This window comes from Chryseobacterium artocarpi (assembly GCF_001684975.1).
Classification (GTDB): Bacteria; Bacteroidota; Bacteroidia; order Flavobacteriales; family Weeksellaceae; genus Chryseobacterium; species Chryseobacterium artocarpi.
The window spans coordinates 711,675-732,974 of record NZ_MAYH01000001.1; the positions used below are offsets into that span (position 1 = coordinate 711,675).

Annotated in this window: 14 protein-coding genes and 1 CRISPR repeat array; of the genes, 13 read left to right on the forward strand and 1 reads right to left on the reverse strand. The window is 31.7% G+C overall.

The window, feature by feature from the left end; genetic code table 11:
• Positions 1-193: 193 nt before the first annotated feature.
• From cas9 to BBI01_RS03100, 4 genes are all read left to right on the forward strand, one after another.
• On the forward strand, positions 194-5,260 hold the full coding sequence (gene cas9, locus BBI01_RS03085; protein WP_165602213.1) for a type II CRISPR RNA-guided endonuclease Cas9: 5,067 nt from the start codon (positions 194-196) through the stop codon (positions 5,258-5,260).
• Between the two features lie 2 nt (positions 5,261-5,262).
• Positions 5,263-6,156, forward strand: a complete 894-nt coding sequence (gene cas1, locus BBI01_RS03090) for a type II CRISPR-associated endonuclease Cas1 (RefSeq protein WP_065393205.1) — start codon at positions 5,263-5,265, stop codon at positions 6,154-6,156.
• A complete protein-coding gene (gene cas2 / locus BBI01_RS03095; RefSeq protein ID WP_065393206.1) occupies positions 6,153-6,491 on the forward strand; it encodes a CRISPR-associated endonuclease Cas2 in 339 nt (112 codons plus the stop codon). The genes cas1 and cas2 overlap by 4 nt, the downstream gene beginning before the upstream one ends.
• A 57-nt stretch (positions 6,492-6,548) precedes the next feature.
• Positions 6,549-8,826: a CRISPR direct-repeat array (repeat unit 47 nt; unit sequence GCTGTGACTAATCACGAAGATAATAATTTTTGAAAGCAATTCACAAC).
• Positions 8,827-9,186: 360 nt separating this feature from the next.
• Complete coding sequence (locus tag BBI01_RS03100; RefSeq protein WP_065393207.1) at positions 9,187-10,218, forward strand: alpha/beta fold hydrolase; 1,032 nt, start codon at positions 9,187-9,189, stop codon at positions 10,216-10,218.
• Between the two features lie 42 nt (positions 10,219-10,260).
• On the opposite strand, the gene BBI01_RS03105 is transcribed toward BBI01_RS03100, so the two are convergent.
• Positions 10,261-10,647: a hypothetical protein gene (locus BBI01_RS03105; protein WP_065393208.1), complete on the reverse strand. Its 387-nt coding sequence runs from the start codon at positions 10,645-10,647 to the stop codon at positions 10,261-10,263.
• A gap of 236 nt (positions 10,648-10,883) precedes the next feature.
• On the opposite strand from BBI01_RS03105, the gene BBI01_RS03110 reads away from it, so the two are divergent.
• The 9 genes from BBI01_RS03110 to BBI01_RS03155 all read left to right on the forward strand — a co-directional run bounded on the left by BBI01_RS03110 (position 10,884) and on the right by BBI01_RS03155 (position 21,239).
• A complete protein-coding gene (locus tag BBI01_RS03110) occupies positions 10,884-11,558 on the forward strand; it encodes a YceI family protein (protein WP_065393354.1) in 675 nt (224 codons plus the stop codon).
• Positions 11,559-12,253: 695 nt separating this feature from the next.
• The gene (locus BBI01_RS03115) at positions 12,254-12,517 is read left to right on the forward strand and encodes a helix-turn-helix domain-containing protein (RefSeq protein ID WP_065393355.1); all 264 of its coding nucleotides are present in this window, start codon (positions 12,254-12,256) and stop codon (positions 12,515-12,517) included.
• A 258-nt stretch (positions 12,518-12,775) separates the two neighbouring features.
• Positions 12,776-13,417 (forward strand): DUF6266 family protein, encoded by a 642-nt coding sequence (locus BBI01_RS03120; protein WP_065393209.1) that lies wholly within the window; start codon positions 12,776-12,778, stop codon positions 13,415-13,417.
• 294 nt (positions 13,418-13,711) lie between these two features.
• Positions 13,712-14,842 (forward strand): hypothetical protein, encoded by a 1,131-nt coding sequence (locus tag BBI01_RS03125; RefSeq protein ID WP_065393210.1) that lies wholly within the window; start codon positions 13,712-13,714, stop codon positions 14,840-14,842.
• 32 nt (positions 14,843-14,874) lie between these two features.
• Positions 14,875-15,378, forward strand: coding sequence for a DUF4280 domain-containing protein (locus BBI01_RS03130; protein ID WP_065393211.1), 504 nt, complete (start codon positions 14,875-14,877; stop codon positions 15,376-15,378).
• A 23-nt stretch (positions 15,379-15,401) separates the two neighbouring features.
• Complete coding sequence (locus BBI01_RS03135) at positions 15,402-18,158, forward strand: peptidoglycan-binding domain-containing protein (RefSeq protein ID WP_065393212.1); 2,757 nt, start codon at positions 15,402-15,404, stop codon at positions 18,156-18,158.
• Positions 18,145-19,047, forward strand: coding sequence for a hypothetical protein (locus BBI01_RS03140; protein ID WP_123862064.1), 903 nt, complete (start codon positions 18,145-18,147; stop codon positions 19,045-19,047). Before BBI01_RS03135 ends, BBI01_RS03140 begins: the two co-directional genes overlap by 14 nt.
• A gap of 45 nt (positions 19,048-19,092) precedes the next feature.
• On the forward strand, positions 19,093-19,986 hold the full coding sequence (locus BBI01_RS22305; protein WP_123862065.1) for a hypothetical protein: 894 nt from the start codon (positions 19,093-19,095) through the stop codon (positions 19,984-19,986).
• Positions 19,987-20,240: 254 nt separating this feature from the next.
• The gene (locus BBI01_RS03155) at positions 20,241-21,239 is read left to right on the forward strand and encodes a hypothetical protein (protein ID WP_065393215.1); all 999 of its coding nucleotides are present in this window, start codon (positions 20,241-20,243) and stop codon (positions 21,237-21,239) included.
• The last annotated feature ends 61 nt before the right edge of the window (positions 21,240-21,300 follow it).

The window sequence follows — 21,300 nt, forward strand, 5'->3', positions numbered from 1 at the left end:
TAATGTTTTAAAACGAAAAAAGGCGAGTTACCCCGCCTTGAATGTTTTCACAACGGAATAATCCTTATTGTGAGTTGCTTTCAAAATTATTAGTACAAATATAGAAGAAAAAATCTTTTAGGTGATTACGGGAATCCTCATTTTAAATATTTTTTTTATTTCTATTTTTATAAGGTATCTAAAATTAATAATGATGATTAAAAATATACTTGGATTAGATTTGGGAACCAACTCCATTGGCTGGGCATTGGTAGAAATAGATCACGATAATAAAATTGTTAGAATTTTAGGGATGGGTTCTAGAATTCTAGCAATGGATGCTGCTGAAATTGCAAAATTTGAAAGTGGTGCTAAAACAGAAAGTGGTGCTGCTAAACGTACTAAATTGCGTTCTCCAAGAAAACTAAATGAAAGATTTTTATTGAGAAGAGATAGACTTCATTGTGTTTTAAATTTACTGAATTCTCTTCCTGAACATTATAAATTATCTATTGAATTTGAAAATGAAAAAGGCAGACGTAGTGGTAAATTTAAAAAAGGAACTGAAGAGAAATTAGCATATTATAAAGATGATAACGGAAAATTCCAATTCCTTTTTACGGATGTTTATCATCAGATGGAAAATGATTTTAGGATAAAGCATCCTCAAATGTTTCATCAAAGAAAAAATGGCAATCAAACTAAAATCCCATATGATTGGACATTATATTATTTGAGACATAAGGCAGTTACGGATAGAAACTTTGAACTTACTAAAGAACAATTGGCTTGGATTACATTAAGTTTTAATCAGAAAAGGGGTTATGAAAAAGTAATTGGGCAGGATGAGAAAGTTCAAAAAGAAGGAGAGTTAACAGATTCTTTTGTGGGTAAAGTAAAAGAAGTTAATAAGCTTGAAAATGAAGATGCTTATCAAATCATTCTAGTTGATAATAATAACGAAGAAATAGAAATTTTCAAATACAGAGAAGAATCAAAAATCGCAATTACGAAGATTGGGGATTTGAAAGAGGTTGAAATTGTCTCAAAATATGATGACGATGGTACAATTGATTCAAAGAAAACAGAATATATTATTAATGAAATTCGTGAGTTTCTAATAACAGATGTTAGAAATACAGGACGAAAAATAAAAGAAAATTTCATTTTTGAAGTAGAACTAGAGACAGGTTGGATAAAAGAGCAGCAAAGTAAATTTACACCAAAATGGAAAGATACTAATCGAGATTTTATCATTAAAACTAAATATGATGAAAATGGAATTAGAATACAAAAAGGAGCAGATAAAGGTAGAAACATTAATATTCCAAAAGAAGAAGATTGGACTTTGATGAAGCTGAAAACAGAAACTTCACTCACCTCTTTCAATACAGAAAACAATACCAAAGGTGTTGCTTCCTTTGTCTATTATAATCTTCTCCAAAATCCAAAGCAAAAAATTAAAGCTGATTTAATCTCAGTAATAGAAAGAGATTATTACCGTGATGAATTGGATGTAATATATAAAAACCAAGAAAAATTTCATCCGGAATTAAGAAATCGAGGTTTATATGAACAAGCAATTCAACTTTTATATCCAAATAATCTTAATCATCAAAATACAATTAAAGAATTAGATTTTAATCATTTGATTAAAGAAGATATTCTTTTGTATCAGAGAGATTTAAAATCGAAAAAATCTTTAATTGCTAATTGTATTTATGAAAAGGAAAATTTTGAGAGGACGGATGAAAAAACTGGCAAAAAATATAAAAAGCCCTTAAAAGCTATTCATAAAGCTAATCCGTTTTATCAGGAATTTAGATTGTGGCAATTTATTAAAAGGCTGAAAATAATTAAGAAAGAAGAAATTATTAATGAAGAAATTAAAATTAATGTAGATGTTACAGATCAGCTATTAACAACTGAAGTAAAAGAAGAATTATATGCTTTTTTGAATGATAAGGAAAATGTAACAGAGAAAGATATTCTTGGGTTTGTAAATAAAAACTACAAAAATTTAAAAATTTCTGCAGAAAATTATAAATGGAATTTTACCTCAGAAAAAGAACCTTGTAATCCGACAAGATATAATTTCATTCTCCGAACAAAACGAATTAAGGGATTCGATTATAGAGCATTTTTGACTCCCGAAAATGAATATAACCTCTGGCATTTCTTTTATTCGGTAAAGAAAAAAGATGAATTTAATAAAGGATTAAATAATGTTATTTCACGATTATTAGATAAAGCAGACTTATCTAGAGAGTTTCAATCTGAATTGGTTAAGAACTTCAGTTCTTTCGGAGGATATACCAATGATTACGGAACTTATTCTGAAAAAGCTATTAAAAAATTATTACCATTTCTAAGACTTGGAAAATATTGGAATTCAAATGATATTGATAATATTCTTTCAAAAATCTCCCACGAGATAAAACAAAAGGTTTTAGATAAAGAGGAAATCAATGGAGAATTAAAAGACTTTCATGGTCTTTGGGTTTCGAGTGCGTGTTATCTGGTTTATGGTCGATATTCTGAGGTTGGAGAAGTGCAGTTTTGGCAATCGCCTTATGATATTGAAAATTACTTAAAAAATGAATTCAAACAACATTCATTAAACAATCCAACAGTCGAAAAGGTTTTAGTTGAAACCTTGCATGTTGTTAAAGATATTTGGAAATATTACGGCAAGGAAATAGGAACAGATGAAGAAGGGAAAATTATTTATGATAAGCTATTCGATAGAATTCATATTGAATTAGGTCGGGAGATGAAGAAAAATAACAAACAAAAAGAGAGAGACGATAAACAAAATAAAGAAAATAGAAAAGCTAATGAACGGATTGTGGAGATTTTGCGTGAGTTAAAACAGAACAATTCTTCACTACAAGAAAAATCACCATTTCAACAAGAAAAATTGAGAATATTAGAAGAAAGCCTTCTGTCTTCTATTGAATTTGATAAAGATAATACCGAGTATCAGCTTTCTAGTGGAAAAATAACTAAAAAAGAAATCAAGGATATAACCTCGAAAGAATTTTCTAAAATTACTAGGAGTGATTTTGAACGATATAAGCTCTGGTTAGACCAACGATATCAATCTCCTTATTCGGGGAGGTTCATTAAGTTATCTGATTTGTTTGACCGAAAAAAATATGAAGTTGAACATATCTTTCCGCAAGAACGTATTACTTTAAATGCACTTTACAATAAAGTAATATGTGAAACGGAAATCAATAAGGAGAAGAAAGCTTTGACAGGATATGGATTTGTATCTAATGCAAAATCTAAAAAAGTTTTTTGTTCTGCATATGATTCAGAGATTGAGATAATTGATATAAAAGATTACGAAGATTTAGTTAATAATAATTTCTCCGGAAGAAAAAGAGAAATATTATTAAGTAAAGATATACCGGAAGAATTTACAAATAGTCAATTAAATAACAGTCAATATATTTCTAAAATGGCGATGAAACTGTTGAGTAATATTGTTCGTGAAAAGGACGAAGATACATTCCGTTCAAAAAATGTTTTGGCTACAAATGGAACAATTACTACAACCTTAAAAAGACATTGGCAACTGAATGATGCTTGGAACGAAATTATTTCTCCAAGATTTAAAAGATTGAATGAATTAACAAACACAAATTTATTTGGACATTATAGAGAAATTAATGGACATGAAATTTTTATCAATACAGTTCCTGAGGAAGCTAACAAAAACTTCGATTCTAAAAGAATAGACCATCGCCATCACGCTTTGGATGCTTTGATAGTTGCTTTGACTACGGAAAATCATGTAAATTATCTAAATAATATTTCATCACAAGAAAGCAATGAAGAAAAATTAAAAACTAGAAAAGCAATCAAGTTTCAATTAACTAATTCAAGAAGAGGTTTTAATGATGAAAAAGAATGGTATTTTCTGCCACCTGCACAGATAAAAACAAAAGATGGGATTGATGAATTTGAGTATCAGTTTAAAGATTTTAAAAGCAAAGTATTCAAAGATATTGCTCAAAATGCATTAGAAAATACGATAGCCAGTTTTAAACAAAAGAATCGCGTTATTCGACAGCGTTGGAACAAATATTTGAAATCTGAGGATGGAAAGCTCAATATTATCAAACAGGAAAACTTAAAGGAAATTATAAATTTTAATGTTAGACAATCTCTACACGATGCAACATTCTACGGAAGAACTAATCTATATTACGAAACATCAATAATGACTATTGAAAAGGCGATAAAAGAAGATTTTGTTATCGTAGACTATAATGTCAGAAATGAAATAGAAAATTTAAAAAGAGACCATTCACCACTTACAAAAATTATTTCCGTTTTATCTACAAAACACCAGAATGTTCAAGTATACAATAAATTTATTGCATCAAGATACAATGGTGAATTAGAAAAATTTGCGAGTATTCATTCGAATGCGATTGAAGATAAAATAAAAACTATAACAGATACGGCAATTCAGAAAATTTTAATGAATCATATTAAGAATTATATTGAATTAGATGTGAAGAAAAATGAGTTTTACAATACAGGAAAAGCATTTTCTTCAGATGGAATATTAGAAATGAATAACAATATATTGGCTCTCAACGAAGGTAAGCCACATCAAAAAATATTTAAAGTAAGAACTGCAGGGAAAATGGGAAAAGCATTTCCTATTTCCGAAAATGTTTTCAAGAACTCAAAAATTGTAAAAACAGCGGGAGATAGTAATTTTTATTGTGCATTTTATCAAAAAGGTACAGAAAGAAAATTCTATATTCCAACTTTGCGAGAATCCGTTGAAAGTTTAAAACAAGGATTTGAACCTTGCCCTGCAATACATCCTGAAGATTCAGATTTCAAATTATTGTTTGTATTAAATCCAAGTGATTTTGTGTATGTTCCAACGGAAGAGGAGAGAGAGAGTTCTATTTTGATTGATTTTAATAATTTGAGCAAAGAACAGATGAATAGGATATACAAATTTACAGATGGAAGTGGAACTACTATGAATTTTGTGTCTGCTAATATCTCTAATCCAATTATAGATATTAAAGCGGAAGAACATAAAAAAATAAAAGATAACTTATTATTTTGGGAAGAAATCAATGAAACAAAAAAAGGAATTGTTAAAAAAATAAAACCATTATTTAATGAAGTTGGATTAGGTTCTGAAAATAAAACAAAAAGCCAAAATACTTCCAATAGAGAACAAATTAAATCGATTTGCTTGAAATTGAAAGTAGATAGATTAGGAAATATCTCAAAAGCATAATTATGATAACCCGCTCCATCTACATTGGCAATCCAGCTTACCTCAAACTAAAAGATGAGCAAATGAAAATACTCTGTCCGGAAACAAAAGTCGAAAAGGGGAGTATATCTGTGGAAGATTTGGGTTTATTGATGTTGGATCATTTTCAGATTACCATCTCACATCAATTGATTCAGAAAATGATGGGAAACAACGTAGTGGTTATAAGTTGCGATGCTCATCATTTGCCACATGGGATCATGCTTCCGTTATATGGTCACACTGAACATTCCGACCGTATCAAAGATCAGTTGGAAGCTAGTGAACCTCTCAAAAAACAACTTTGGAAACAAACGGTTGAATGTAAAATTGAAAACCAAAAAGAAGTTTTAAAACGTTTAGGAAATTATTATGAACCTATGATTGATTATCAGAATAATGTGAAAAGTGGTGATATTACCAATATGGAAGGTATCGCAGCTCAGCATTACTGGAAATATCTCATCAGTCTTGATTTTCTGAGACAACGTTTTGGGGATTCACCCAATCAATTTTTCAATTTCGGCTATTCGGTTCTCAGAAGTATTGTTGCAAGAGCAATTGTAGAGACCGGATTACTTCCTGTTCTTGGAATTTTCCATAAAAATAAATATAATCCTTACTGCCTGGCTGATGATTTGATGGAGCCTTATCGTCCTTTTATCGATTTATTAGTAATGCAATGGTTGGAAACTAATCCTGAAACTGAAGAATTAACTAAAGAATTTAAAGCTTTCATTTTACAGATAGCGACTAAAGATGTGAAAATAGGGGATAAAACAAGACCTTTATTGGTTGCAGTAAAAACAACCGCCACGTCACTGTATAAATGTTATACGGGAGAAAAACGAACGATCTCTTATCCTGAATTGATATGAATGCCGAAAGGTTTAATGCTTACCGAATTATGTGGGTTTTAGTATTATATGATTTACCAACAGAGACTAAAGCCAATATGAAAGATGCGAATCGCTTTCGTAAATCTTTGCTTGATGATGGTTTTACACTATTTCAGTTTTCAATGTACGTAAGGCATTGTCCAAGTCGTGAAAATGCTGAGGTTCATATTAAAAGAGTAAAATTTATGCTCCCAAAAGCAGGAAAAGTGGCAATTATGTGCATTACTGATAAACAGTTTGGAGATATTGAAATATTTTTTGCCAGAAATAAAGAAGAACCACCTCCAGCCTTCCAGCAGCTTGAATTATTTTAAATTTTGAATCCTAAAAACAAAAACAATCTACTGATTATCAGTAGATTGTTTTTTGAGGCTGTGACTAATCACGAAGATAATAATTTTTGAAAGCAATTCACAACAAAATGGGCACATCCCCTCTTGATAAAGGTGCTGTGACTAATCACGAAGATAATAATTTTTGAAAGCAATTCACAACTAACGTATCTATCCTGATATTTGAACGGCTGCTGTGACTAATCACGAAGATAATAATTTTTGAAAGCAATTCACAACCACTTAGCTTATCAAAAAATATTCTTAGATGCTGTGACTAATCACGAAGATAATAATTTTTGAAAGCAATTCACAACCAACCTCATCAATTGTTTTATTTGAAAATTGCTGTGACTAATCACGAAGATAATAATTTTTGAAAGCAATTCACAACACCTCTAGGCGCATCATTTCCCTGAATTACGCTGTGACTAATCACGAAGATAATAATTTTTGAAAGCAATTCACAACGCTACTTTAAAGAATGGCTTAATCAACGAAGCTGTGACTAATCACGAAGATAATAATTTTTGAAAGCAATTCACAACAACATTGCTTTAAAAATACCCCCTTTCGGGGCTGTGACTAATCACGAAGATAATAATTTTTGAAAGCAATTCACAACTGTAGCTACTGAAACATTTATAGACAATCAGCTGTGACTAATCACGAAGATAATAATTTTTGAAAGCAATTCACAACGTTGAACCAATGGCAATTGTTCATTTTACAGCTGTGACTAATCACGAAGATAATAATTTTTGAAAGCAATTCACAACCACTGAATCTATCTAACGATGTCTTAAAGTGCTGTGACTAATCACGAAGATAATAATTTTTGAAAGCAATTCACAACTACAAGTGAATTTCATTGTAAGGATGGTTCGCTGTGACTAATCACGAAGATAATAATTTTTGAAAGCAATTCACAACATAGCCAAGACTCACCATTTGATCTAGTAGCTGTGACTAATCACGAAGATAATAATTTTTGAAAGCAATTCACAACCGGCTTCTTTATCTTCTTTTGCCCGGATTGGCTGTGACTAATCACGAAGATAATAATTTTTGAAAGCAATTCACAACTGTTTCGTCGGCGTCGATGTATGCGCCAAGGCTGTGACTAATCACGAAGATAATAATTTTTGAAAGCAATTCACAACGACGTCAATACCAACCAAGAAAGGGGAAAAGCTGTGACTAATCACGAAGATAATAATTTTTGAAAGCAATTCACAACCTACCCCTGAATTAATAACACCGCTCTTAAGCTGTGACTAATCACGAAGATAATAATTTTTGAAAGCAATTCACAACAAAATTAATGTAGGTGCAAAATTAAGCCTTGCTGTGACTAATCACGAAGATAATAATTTTTGAAAGCAATTCACAACTACTATTTCATTTATTGCAATAGCAGAAATGCTGTGACTAATCACGAAGATAATAATTTTTGAAAGCAATTCACAACGCAATATGCATATCACCATGACTATCTAATGCTGTGACTAATCACGAAGATAATAATTTTTGAAAGCAATTCACAACAACTGATTAATGTATGAAGACAAACGGCTCGCTGTGACTAATCACGAAGATAATAATTTTTGAAAGCAATTCACAACCTGTTCTTGTCTTCTTTTTTCTTCTTCAAAGCTGTGACTAATCACGAAGATAATAATTTTTGAAAGCAATTCACAACGTGTTGAAGAAGTAGAAACCAGTGTGGGAGGCTGTGACTAATCACGAAGATAATAATTTTTGAAAGCAATTCACAACTTTCAGTTCCCCGGCTAACTTTGCCATACTGCTGTGACTAATCACGAAGATAATAATTTTTGAAAGCAATTCACAACCACATTTGAATTTAAACATTTCCTGTTTAGCTGTGACTAATCACGAAGATAATAATTTTTGAAAGCAATTCACAACCCAACGCAACTACTTCCGGTGGCGTTGGTGGCTGTGACTAATCACGAAGATAATAATTTTTGAAAGCAATTCACAACTTCCAAACCTTTGCGTAATCATCATCACTAGCTGTGACTAATCACGAAGATAATAATTTTTGAAAGCAATTCACAACACAACTATGAATATGGTATTGCCATTGGCTGCTGTGACTAATCACGAAGATAATAATTTTTGAAAGCAATTCACAACAATCTGTTATTGGCTTCGTGGTAAATTCCTGCTGTGACTAATCACGAAGATAATAATTTTTGAAAGCAATTCACAACATGGTTCCCGTGTTGAATTATCGGGGGCTAGCTGTGACTAATCACGAAGATAATAATTTTTGAAAGCAATTCACAACATATCCATTTGAGAATAATAACCAGAGACTGTTGTAACTAACCACTAAGATAATAAATTTTAAAAGCGGTTTATGAACATTTACAAAATAGAAAAATCAAATAATACAAGTCAAAAAATATATCCAAATTCATTCCAAGGATTCCTTAACTTATTTTCCAATTTTAAAGATCTAACTATCACACACATGATATTATATAGGTTTCTGTTCATAGGGCTTTTTGTTATATTTGCCCGAAACTTCTAATCATGTCTGCTTCAAAGATTCAATTACTATATTTATTCAAATCCCATTTAGGTTTTCGTGAATATTCTGTTTCGACAATTCTTCCCCCTGTCAATTTGAAATTTAAAAATAACCATGAAATCAATTTTAAAAGTATTTAAGTTTTTAGGAAAGCTTATCCTGGGAATTCTCATCGTATTATTGTTCTTAGGGCTTTGTTATCGATTATTTAGCCCAAAACCTGTTCCGCCCGGTAAACTCGTTAACGTTAACGGAACCAACATCCATGTAAGAGCAGAAGGAGATAAGAAATCTTTACCTACAGTGATTATTGAGGCAGGAGCACACAGTAATACTGATATGCTGCATTGGATTGCGGAGGGCTTAAAAGATAAAACGAGAGTTATACGCTATGATAGAGACGGAAAATGGTTTAGTGAAGCAAGTAATAGTGATAATAGATCCCCTGAGTTTTACGCACATCAGCTTCATGAATTATTAGCGAAAACAGGAGAAAAGCCACCTTATATTTTGGTGGGACATTCTATGGGAGGTCCCTATACCAGAATATTCAGGGATCTTTATCCAAATGAAGTGAAAGGAATGGTTTTCATAGATTCAAGTCATCCTGAACAATGGAACCGATTAGCACAAAAAGAGTTGGTTCCCGAAGGGCAGGCAAGAATATTAAAGATAGGATCTATCCTTGCAGATTTAGGTATTTTAGGACTTTATAATAAGATATTTAGTAAAGCACCCTATCAAGGCGATGGCTTACCTAAAGAAGTATACAGCAGATCACAATCGCTCACCAATACCTCCGGAGATGTTTATACGATGTTTTTAAGAGAGAATGACCTTACCAATGCTGTGCTGAAGCGTGCAGGTGAGGCAAAAAAGTTAGATTCATTACCAGTGTTGGTGTTCACTGCTACAGAACAGTATAAAGAATCCCAAAAAGAAAAATACAGAAGATCCGGAATTGATCCTGAAAAACAAGTTCAATTATGGTTTGGGATGCAGAAAGAGCTAAAAGAACTCTCTTCTCAAGGAAAACAAATCATAATGAATGCTAGTCATGGAAGTATCATTACAAAAAAAGAAAATGCAGAAGTAATAAACAAAGAGATTCTTTTACTATCTGAAAATATTGAAAAACAAAAGTAATATTACATAGTTAAGCCCCTTAATTGGGGCTTTATTATTTTTTTAAGTTAATTCTTTTCCTTTAAGGGCAAAGTAAAGGTTTTGGAATTCGTGAACGTGTCTTATTTCTAATTCACTATCGTTTCCCAACTTGATAATCCAGCCTTTGGAAGGTCTACAAATAAACGTCAGATGTGAAATACCACTTCCTAAGCTATATTCGAATTGGTCAGCAGATTCATCATTAGGATTATACTCCTCTCCGCTATTACTTTCAAATCCAAAAATAAGTAACCATTTCTCTGTTAATGGAATCGGTAGGCAGGCATCCGGATGCAAATCATTAATATATACCATATCTCCCAGATCATGAAGATGATACACATATTCTATGTTTTCATCCTTTTTATCCATTATATAATTTCCTATGCGTAATTCATTTGTTTCCATAAAGTAAACTTGTGTATAATCACAAAAATAGTGATGTATGAAGGCAATTCATAAATAGCAGTTGATGCCGGCAAGTGGAGCCGGAGTTTTGTATAAGTATAAAAATAGTATATTTAATGCATCAATTCATAAAAATGAAGCTAAAAGAGATTTCTTGATGTATGTTAAGGAAACTGCATTCAGGTTTATCTATTTTTGTACCCGAAAACAATAAACTTTTTAAACAGTTCAATAATATGAAAAAAATTAGCGTAATTGCATTAGTAGGAGTAGGATTGCTTGTAGCATCATGTAATAGTAAAGAAAAAACAGATACATCAGTAGCTACTGAGCAGGCTGTTGCAGAAAGCAAAGGAGAAATGTTGACAGTAGATGCTGCAACTTCTGTAGTAAACTGGAAAGCATTCCACAAAGGAGGATTTGCACCTCGTTGGGGAACTCTTAACGTAAAATCTGGTGACTTAAGCATCGAAGGAGGACAAGTAGTAGCAGGAAACTTCAATATCGACATGACCTCTATTAAAGTAGATCCGGCTTCTGTAACTGAAAAAGATAAGAAACCGGCAGATCTTGAAGCTCACTTAAAGAACCCTGATTTCTTTAATGTAGAGAAAAACCCTACTTCAGATTTTAAAATCACTAGTGTAGCAGACCTTAAAGAAGCACCTGCCGATGCAGTAGCTGGAGCTAATAAAACAGTAAGCGGAAACCTTACTTTACTAGGGAAAACAATGAACGTTACTTTCCCTGCGAAAGTAGACGTAGTAGACAATACAGCGGCTATCCAGGCTAAATTTACTGTAAACAGAACAGACTGGGGAATCAAATTCGGTACTTCTGAAGCAGATCCTGCTGAATGGATGATCAGCAAAGACATCGAGATCGCAATTGATGTAAAAGCTAAAAAATAATTTTTAGATTAATCAATAATCTATGAGCTGCTTCCTTTGGGAAGCAGCTTTTTTATTTTGATATAAAGCAGGTCATCATTAGAAGCAAATGTTTTTTTAAAGCAAAGTCTGAAATTTCAAATGTTTCATTTCAGGAAGCTAAGAAGTGCAACTTTTTAGATAAAGAAACTTCATGGATACATCCGCTTAGAAAGAATTAATAAAATCAAGTATAAATTAAATATTCGTGAATTCGTGGCGTTTATTTTTTTGCCACGAATTCACGAATACTTCCAGATAAAACTCAGAAATCTATGTCTCTATGTGGTTTAAAAATCTAACCACATAGAGACATAGGTTTTAGTGCTGTTGATTAATTATTATTTTCAGATTACGATGATTCTGTTATCCCTGGCTTTTAAAACTTATTTAATATATTTTAAGAAAATCATATCAATATGCAGTAATCGTTAAAATATCACTAAAAAGGTAAAATTTATATTTTAATAAAAATAAACCATTTAACGAATAATTTTTTATCAATATTAATAGTTTTTTTCAAAACATAGTGAGAAATATGTTTTACATTAAAATTGTATTTTGTTTATTGATATACAGTTGTTTATGTGTGTTTTGTTTGGCAATAATTTTGTAATATTATCGTTAGATTTTATGAAAATAAACGCTTCTGAGTATAACACTAAAAAACTAAAATGATGAAAAAGCATGTATATCCTCAAAGGGAGACTGATTCATCTTCCAATGACCTTTTGGCTCTTTTAGTTGAAATTTTAAATGTTCTTCAAAAGAAAGAGTCTGATCATTTTCCGTACTATGACAGTGCTGATGTCAAACGTCTGATGAATATTAGCGACAGTACTTTACATCGTATCAGGAAATCACAGAAAATTCCGCATGTCAAGATCGGAAATAAAATATTTTACCCAAAATCATTTTTCAATAATGCCTTCAAACCATGAAGGCTTTTTTTATGCTGTAAAGGCGTTGATAGATAAAATACTTTGACGTACTCCGTATTTCCTTCGGCTATTCTTCGGAACAATGATTCTTTTTCCGAAGCTGATTCGGAAAATTCTCGAAGGACTATCGAAGAAAAAAGGTTTTATGCTGTCAAAAAATGTCAAAACATATCAAAACCGATCACTATTTTCAGGAGTGATTGCTGATTGAATATTCCTTTATACATTCGTTCAGTTAACCAAAAAAAACACAGTAAAATGGCTAGAATAACAAAAGGAATCCTTGGTGGATTTTCAGGGAAAGTAGGAACAATTGTAGGAGCTAACTGGCGCGGAAAAGACATCATCCGAAGTGTGCCTACACCAAGCAACAGACCTCCCAGTGAAAAGCAGATGCTTCAGCAGACGAAATTTAAGCTTGTCATAGGTTTCTTACGTCCTCTGGGTTTCATTCAGAAGAAGTATTTCGGGGTAAATAGCGGTTCGAAATCCAGAATTAATCTGGCGGTATCTTATACCATTAGTGAAGCTGTCCAGATGGTAGCAGATGCTCCGGAACTGATCTACAACAAGGTTTTGATTACCAAAGGAGATCTTACAGGCTTTCAGAATGTAGTCGCAGTTCCCCAGGCTGGAAATAAAATAAAACTGACCTGGGAAGACAATAGCGTTCAGGGAAATGCAAAAGGTACAGATAAGGTGACGGTAATCTGTTACAGCAAGGAACTTGACTCATTTGCAATTTTTGAAACGGTTGCTGACAGAAGTGCCTTAACTACCGAGGTGACTTTACCTGCTTATTATGCAACGAAAGACATGCAGGTCTGGGCATATCTGAATGCTCTGGATGAAAGTATCGTATGCAACAGTTCTTATCTCGGAACATTGAAGCTGATTTAATCCTGATCTCCACCTGAAAGGGTGGAGATTTTTAAATAAATACCATTTAAATCATCTTCAGATATGACAATAATAATCTTTTGAAAATTTTTTAGATACTTCTCATCATAAATATTTTCTAAAGATATGGGTGGAGATTTAAAAATTTTACTACGTATTAGAGAGCTGATAATACGTTTTTAATGAGTTGTCGTACAAGTACGACACTTTTAAAAAATTATCAAAAAATTAGAATTAAAGCAAATTAATATTTCTAAATTTCAGGGATTATTATCAAAAAACACATACTACAAGATGAAAAAAAATAACCCTAATCCGGGGAACCTTTTGCGGGGAATTATCTCCTCTGTGAAAGAGGACATCTATTATGTAAAACAAGGAGAAACACTGGAAAGCATTTCATGGGATTTGACTCTTGAAAATCCTAAATACCTTCGTGAATATCATAACTTAAGATGTAGTTACTTAGATTTTATTCCTGAAGATGGAGCTTTAAGGTTTTTGCAGAAACTCCATGTACCTAACTCAGACGAAATAGTAAAGCTCAATGAGCAAATACGAAAATCCGGAGAAAGTTTATGTTGTCTGCTTCCAACGGGGAAAACCTCTTTCAATATAAAGCTAATCGATGGGAATTATCAGGTGAAGCAAACTGAAAGTGATGAAGGAATTCAAAAAAGTGAATATTCATATGGGCTACACTTTAAATATATAAAGGAGGATGAAAAAGGACATTATGTAGAATTCACCATGAACAATTTCAAAAAAAATGAAGAGGAGCCAGAGGAGAAAATAAATAATCTGGCATCCGATTTTGTAAAAATAGTTTATCCTGTAACATTGATTATAGACAAATCCGGAAATTTTGTTGCAGCACAGCCTATTAAAGATAGTAAAGATATTATTGGTGATCTTGAAGCATTAAAGCAATATTATGCTGGTGTTTATGCCATTTCTCATATTGATAGGATGAAAAACAAAATGAATGATCCACAGGTGATCTATAATAGCCTCAAAGGAACATTGCCCTTCCAATTCATTTTCAATCAATTTTATAAAGCAAATTATCATTCAAAAGATACTGCGGCTCCATATCGTGATAAATTTTCATGGCTGGCTCTGGCTACTCCTGTGAGGCTGGAAATGATTCATCAAATCTTACCACAAAACAGTTCTGATGTAATAGAAATTTTACAAACAGGGAAATCTGTAGATTACCGCACTGTTTCAGAACTGTATTATACAGACTTTGAGTATGACAGGCAAATAATGCCTCATTCAAAATCAGTAAAGGCTAATCATTCAGCTGCCTATACACTGGATTTCAAGGACTTCTCTATTCAAAAAATAAAAGCCAGATTTGATATCCGGATTGCCGATTATGAAAAGACAATGACTTTTGAATTGGAAAAGCTAGTCAGCTAATTATTCTTTTTTTAACCATCAAACACAATGATATGTCAGAAAATTATTCAGAACACAGTGACAAGCACTTTGTCATTCAAAAAGGCAAGGCTCAATGCAATCAAGGTGACCAGTTCCCACAATTTAAAGTAACGTCACACCAGAAACATTATTGGAATAATAAAGAAGGACAAGCGGACTACCTAGCCGTAACGGAAGACGATCTGCAATTCAATCCTCCCGGACCTAGTTTTGGACAATGTAAACTGAAACCCACATCAGGGGGCTATTTACCGTGTGCGTTTGCTCCAGCTGGTAAATGGCAGAAAACTTATGAAAAAACAAAGGTCATGAATAAAAGCTGCCTTTCTGAAATTTCTGAGTTGATGTGCAGTGTTGGAGGAAAAATCACCGTAAAAGAACACGGACAAACATCCACTATGAATAAGCAAAGTATAACAACAGCTGATCCAAAAACCTATAATATTATTAATCCATTTATGAATTTTGAGGAGTCCCAAAGTGAGCTGGAAGGTCCTGAACAGATTTATGAATAAAATGTCTATCAATACTAACGGCTATGGCAAAATTAACGATTAGAGGTAATATAAAACCTATTGTTGGAAATACGGAGGCTTATTCACTTTCGGTATTTGAGAATGTAATGACATCCAATCCTTTTTCATTCCCACCTCCTAAGGTAAAATGGGATCTCTATGTGCAAGACAGAAACGGATGGCGAATTGCAAAGGGAAATATAAAGGAGGGAGAAAATATAACCTATAAATTCACGGCTAAAAGTCTTAAATATAAAGCTTTAAAAATTGAGGTTGTAAGAGGAAAAGATAAAGGAGAGCTCTATATAAAACCGCAGGAAGCAGAAGATCCTAAAATAATAAGTGTTGAACTGCAAGACATTAATTCTGAACGATTACCAAAAGGTAAGCTATTACACTATACTGATACCATAATTGCTAAAGCTCACTGTGTGGGAATGTTTGGATATAAAGTGGCATTTACCCTTTGGGAAGATGATGCAATAGGAAAAGGGCATGATCCTATTGTAAATATGATGAATAAGATCAATCAGATTCCTCTCATTGGAGAAGTGAATCATGAAGGAGTTGCCAAAGTTTATTTCAGGCTGCCCGCTTATACTATGGCTGTTCAAATTGCCAATGCCGGAGTCGCAAAAGGAGACAAAAGCGAGGGCAAAACCCATGAATATTACGTAACTGCCGAAGTAGTTTCCAAGCATATTGTAAAGGCTAGCCCTAATGTAAATGTTGCCAACCCGTCTCATATTCCAGCTCCGCCTAAGAAAACTAAACCAGTGGATAATACTCCGCCACACAGGAAACCGCCGGTTGCTCCTGAACCTCATAAACCAAAACCTAATAAGCCGAAACCCAAAGAGGAAACAGCAAAATATCCTCAAACTTCTGCGGCAAAGAAACAGACAGATCCTGAAGGGAAAATAGTAAATGCAGAGTTTACAGATGGTAGAGGTAAAACTCTAAAAAATGCCAAGACCGGAGATACAGTCTCTATTAAAATAACTTCTCAGGGGATGAGGGGTAAAAATGTAATCGTAAGAATTTGGGAAGAAGACTTATCACGATACAGCAATGATCTTATCTATGAAGTATCTGCAACATTGGCTCATGACACTTCTAATTTCATTAATTATGTTACTCTTACAAAAGAGATGTATAATAAAAGTAATGATTTTGGAGATGGAAATGAACGGGAGTATTTTATAGAGGTTGAACATCTCAATACTTCTGTGACTTCTCAGGTTATCCCTATAAGTTCAGATGCTGAACCGGTAAAAGTAGATCCGAATGATTCGCCTGCGATTATTAAGGAAACGAATTCACAAAATAAAAATTGTGGAGGTAAATATTGTATTGATAAAAATTCCCCTCCAAGCGAACTTATTAGAGAAATTAATATTCGTTTGGCAGGTTTTGGTGGAAATGTGCCAACGGATAAATTTACAGACAGAACCGAAAGAATGATTAAACAGTTCCAGAGAGACTATATGAAAGTTCCTGAAACAGGAAAAGTTTGTGGAAATGTTCTAAAGGCTATTGATGAATATTGTGATAAGTGGGCTGAAAAAGTTATTAATTATAAATGTTTATGCCACGCGTCTGATTCAAGAGTTAGACAAGTTGACAGATGTCCGGGTTATGGAAAAGGATTAAAGAATGAACATCCTGGAATTCACCGCTCACTTTTGTGGGGTGTGAGTTCATTAAAATTTTATTTGTCTTTACAAAATTCATTTAAGTATAGAAGAACTTCTGCGGGATATAGATGTGTGGCTCATAACAAATCTATTCCAAGATCCTCTACAAATCACATGGGTAAAGCAGTAGATATACAATTCAATGAAGGGAGTTATGAAATTTCAGGTAAAGTAGAACGTAATCTAAAACCTTTAAGAGGTATTAGAGATAAACTCTATATCAAATATTTGAAGGCAGAAGAGGGTTGGTCTATTCCTTCAAAAAAGAATAATTACAGATTAGAGCCCATTGGAACAGGAAAAGATGAATCATACAGTTGGATTCACATGGATGTTTCTTTATTTGAGGCGGATTACCTAAAAAATAGTTATTTTACAAAAGAACAAAATTTGGTAGTTGGTAAATCAATTGTAGCTATGGCAGAAGAGTTAGGATACAAAGATCTCTGTAGTTGCATGGGAGGAGGCTTATCGTCGTCACAAAAAGAAACTAAAAAAGAAGAGAAAAAAGGCAAATGGTCTCATACAGAATTTGCAAACCTGATTGCACAAGAAGAATCAAATGATAATTACAATATATGTAACCAAACCAAAGGAGAATTAAAAATCATATATAATGTAAAAATAACTGAGCTTACCATAAAAGAAATTCAGAAAAAACAGAAAGATAGAGATATTTTTGCTGTAGGAAGGTATCAAATGGTTCCTGATACTATAAAAGGTGCTGTTGCCAGTCTGGGGTTAAATGTTAACGAAAAGCTTGATAAGGAGATGCAGGATAAAATTTTTGATGAGTATCTTATCAAAGTTAAGAGGCCAAAAGTCATAGCTTATCTTGAAGGAAATGGCTCTGTTGAAGATGCGATCTATGTTTTAGCACAAGAATGGGCCAGTATCGGTGTTGAAAAAGGTAAACCTATAAGTGATAAAGTGGTAAAAAAGAAAGGCAAAGTTATATCAAGAACTAAAAGAATTGCAAAAGGAGGAGAATCATATTACGCCGATGATGGCCTAAATAAATCACATATCACGCCAGAACAAATAAAAACAGCTATAATAAATTCAAAAAATGCGAACAAATAAAATCATTTTCTTAAACATCCTGATGGTGCTATTGATAGGATGTAAAAAAGAAGCAAATGCACAAAATAGGAATTTCTTAGATACAGCCAAAACTAAAAAAAATGAGGTGTCTAAATCTAAAACTAATTATTTAAAAAATCTTCAATATAAATCATTTGTAGTGAGTTGTGGAGGGGGGTGTGCAATGACTTATATAGCAGATAATGTCGAAAAAGAAAGTTCTTTTTTTAAAGTTAAGTTTAAAGTTGAAATGTATACTAATGAACAGTTATCAGACACTTTTAATGAAACTTATTTATTTTTCTATGATCAGTCAGGTAAAATCAGTAAGATTATATTAGAAGGTACAAAAAATAATGCTTTAGAAACTCTACCTAGTGGAGCTCGTAGATCGTTTATAGAATTCAGTCAAAATTTAATTAAAGCTATTTCACCAGATAATCAAAATAAGTCAGAAGAAAATAAATTTATTGTGGAAAAGAATCCCCAAAAAGTAAATTTACCATTTAGTTTTTATGAATATTTTAATGATGATTATTCTGAGAGCAAATATCCAAATTATGAACTCAAACCCTTTTTAATAGAATTTTTGAAGAACAATAGTTATGATGCTGAAACTTATAAAGGTCTTGTGATACGTTCCGATGAAAATTTTTTATACCTACTTATTTCAATACTTCGAGGTGATTCAGAATATTTTGTCTTAGTAACAATCAAAAATAATGTAATTATTGATTACAAAGAGATAGGTTTAATAGGTGACGAAAACCCTACCACTTTTAAAATATCATCAAATTTTATTATTGAACAATACAATGGGAATGGTCCTAACCTCAAAGCTTTTGAAAAATTCAAAGTTAATGAAACAGGTAAAATAGTCAAAGAATAAAGGCACTGTCCAGAATTTTGTATACATAGAAAATAAATTCAAAAATTGCAAACAAATAGAATATTTAATTTAGTTTTAATCATCCCGCTTTTTATGGTTGGATGCAAAAAGAATATAATATCAAAGTCACAATATATTAATGATAAAATTGAAAAAGAAAATGTCTATCGTAATAGCGACACAATTAATATCCCAGAACAAAACAACTTAAAATTATCCCTTGTTTTAAGTTGTGGATCGGGCTGTGCAATGACTTATAATGCAACAAAAATCACACAGACTGGATTAAATATAAAAGTCACATTTACAGTAGATATGTATATTGATGAGGCTGAGTCTGACACTTATTATGAAACCTATATTTTTTCCTACGACGATGCATATAGACTCAAAAAAATAGTTAAAGTAGGTGATGAAAAAGAAAGTTTTTTAGAAACCCAATCTGATGATAATCAAAAATCTTTTACAGATTTTGCTAAAGAATTAGTTAAAAAAAAAATTCCCATCATTCCTCATGAAAATTGTTTTAAAGAAACTTCCGTAAAATTACCGTACAGCACATCAATTAATTATAAATCGGTAAAATATAATTATTTAAAATGCAATGATATTAAAGGTCTACAAAAGTTGGCATGCGAAAAAGAAAACATAAGATATATCCCACTACCAACTAAAAATGATATAAATATTATATTAATGCCACAAGATTGTGGAGACTTTTCATATAGGTTTTATTTAGTAACGATCAAAAACAATTCTGTAATTGGAAATCTATATGTTGAGGGTGAATGGCAAGAACCCGAAGATGATTCTAGTAAAGAGGTTACAACTTTTTCATTAGATAGTAAGTATAATTTGCAAGTTAAAACTAAGACTAATACATCTGTTATTATAAAAAATTATATAATTTCAAGCAATGGAGAGATAGCCGAGAAATAAATTTTACATGTAGTAAATAAACTAATTTATTGTATAAAATTTAAACAGATTTAATGATAAAAATAATAAGTATTTCATTGTTAATATTGAGTCTAAATTCATGTAAGTGGCAAAATAAAAAAAACGACTTCTCTTACTTTGAGAAAAATGGCGATTATTTTACTAGAGATATTGATATCAATGAGTATGGTTTCAAAGATAAAGTTGTTTCTAGTAAAAGAAATATAGGTGATTATTTAATATTTTTTTAGGGAATGGGAATAAAAAACACAAATAGAAGTATTCTATTATTAATAATATTATTCTTTTACAGCTGTAAAGGACAAAAAGAGGAAAAAAACAGTATTTCTGTAATACAAAATATCAAGGCAAATAATTCATATTTTCAGCTACAAAAAGCAATAAAAAATGATGAAACAGTTTTTCAATATAGAGATCTTAAATTTGAATTAAAATCAAAGGAAGGAGAATCTAATTTATTAATCAACAATGAAGAGTTTTTTATAAAATTAACTTTGGACAGTCCAGATTTTAATATATGGTATTATAAAAATAATATTGATAAAATAATTTTATTAGAAGGTAATGATTATTATAGTTCTGTTTTTTATGCTTATCACTTAACTAATAATAAACTTTTTTATTTAGGTAATTTTACAATAGATCAGCCTAACGTTGAAAATGAAAAACCTTATAAAAAAGAGTTCAAAATTAATATTGATAAAGATAAAGTAATTATTCAAACTTTATTAAATGGAAGTCCTTCGATAAAAAAAACATTTAATGATCAAATAAATCAAGTTCAAAAAGAAAATACAGATATTTTAATTTCTTCAATTTATAAAAGAAATGTCCAATGGAGTAATCACTGCGAAAATGCTTCTGAAAAAGACAATATAATGCTCTATTCACCAGATGAAATAAGTTTCAACATAACCTCAATAAATTTTATTTGTGGAGCAACTTCTAAGCAAATAAATAATAATACAATAGAAATATATTTAAAAGATTCGGGAACGGATTACGCTCCTAATGGAGAAGTATATTCAAATAATAATGTCCCTAAGGGAATTAATTTTGATGATTGTTCGTTAGATATACCAATTGCACGTGTAAAAATAATAAGTGAAGATTCTATCGAATTTCAATGGTTAGGATTCTATAATAGAAAAACTAATAAGAGAGAGTATATTAAGAATCCTTTTGATAATAATAAGAATATAGTGGTCCTTGCTCCTTGCTCAGAAAATTAAAGAAGGATATATTCATAGAAGCAGGTACCGAAATTATTTAATCTAATATTTAAAACATTAT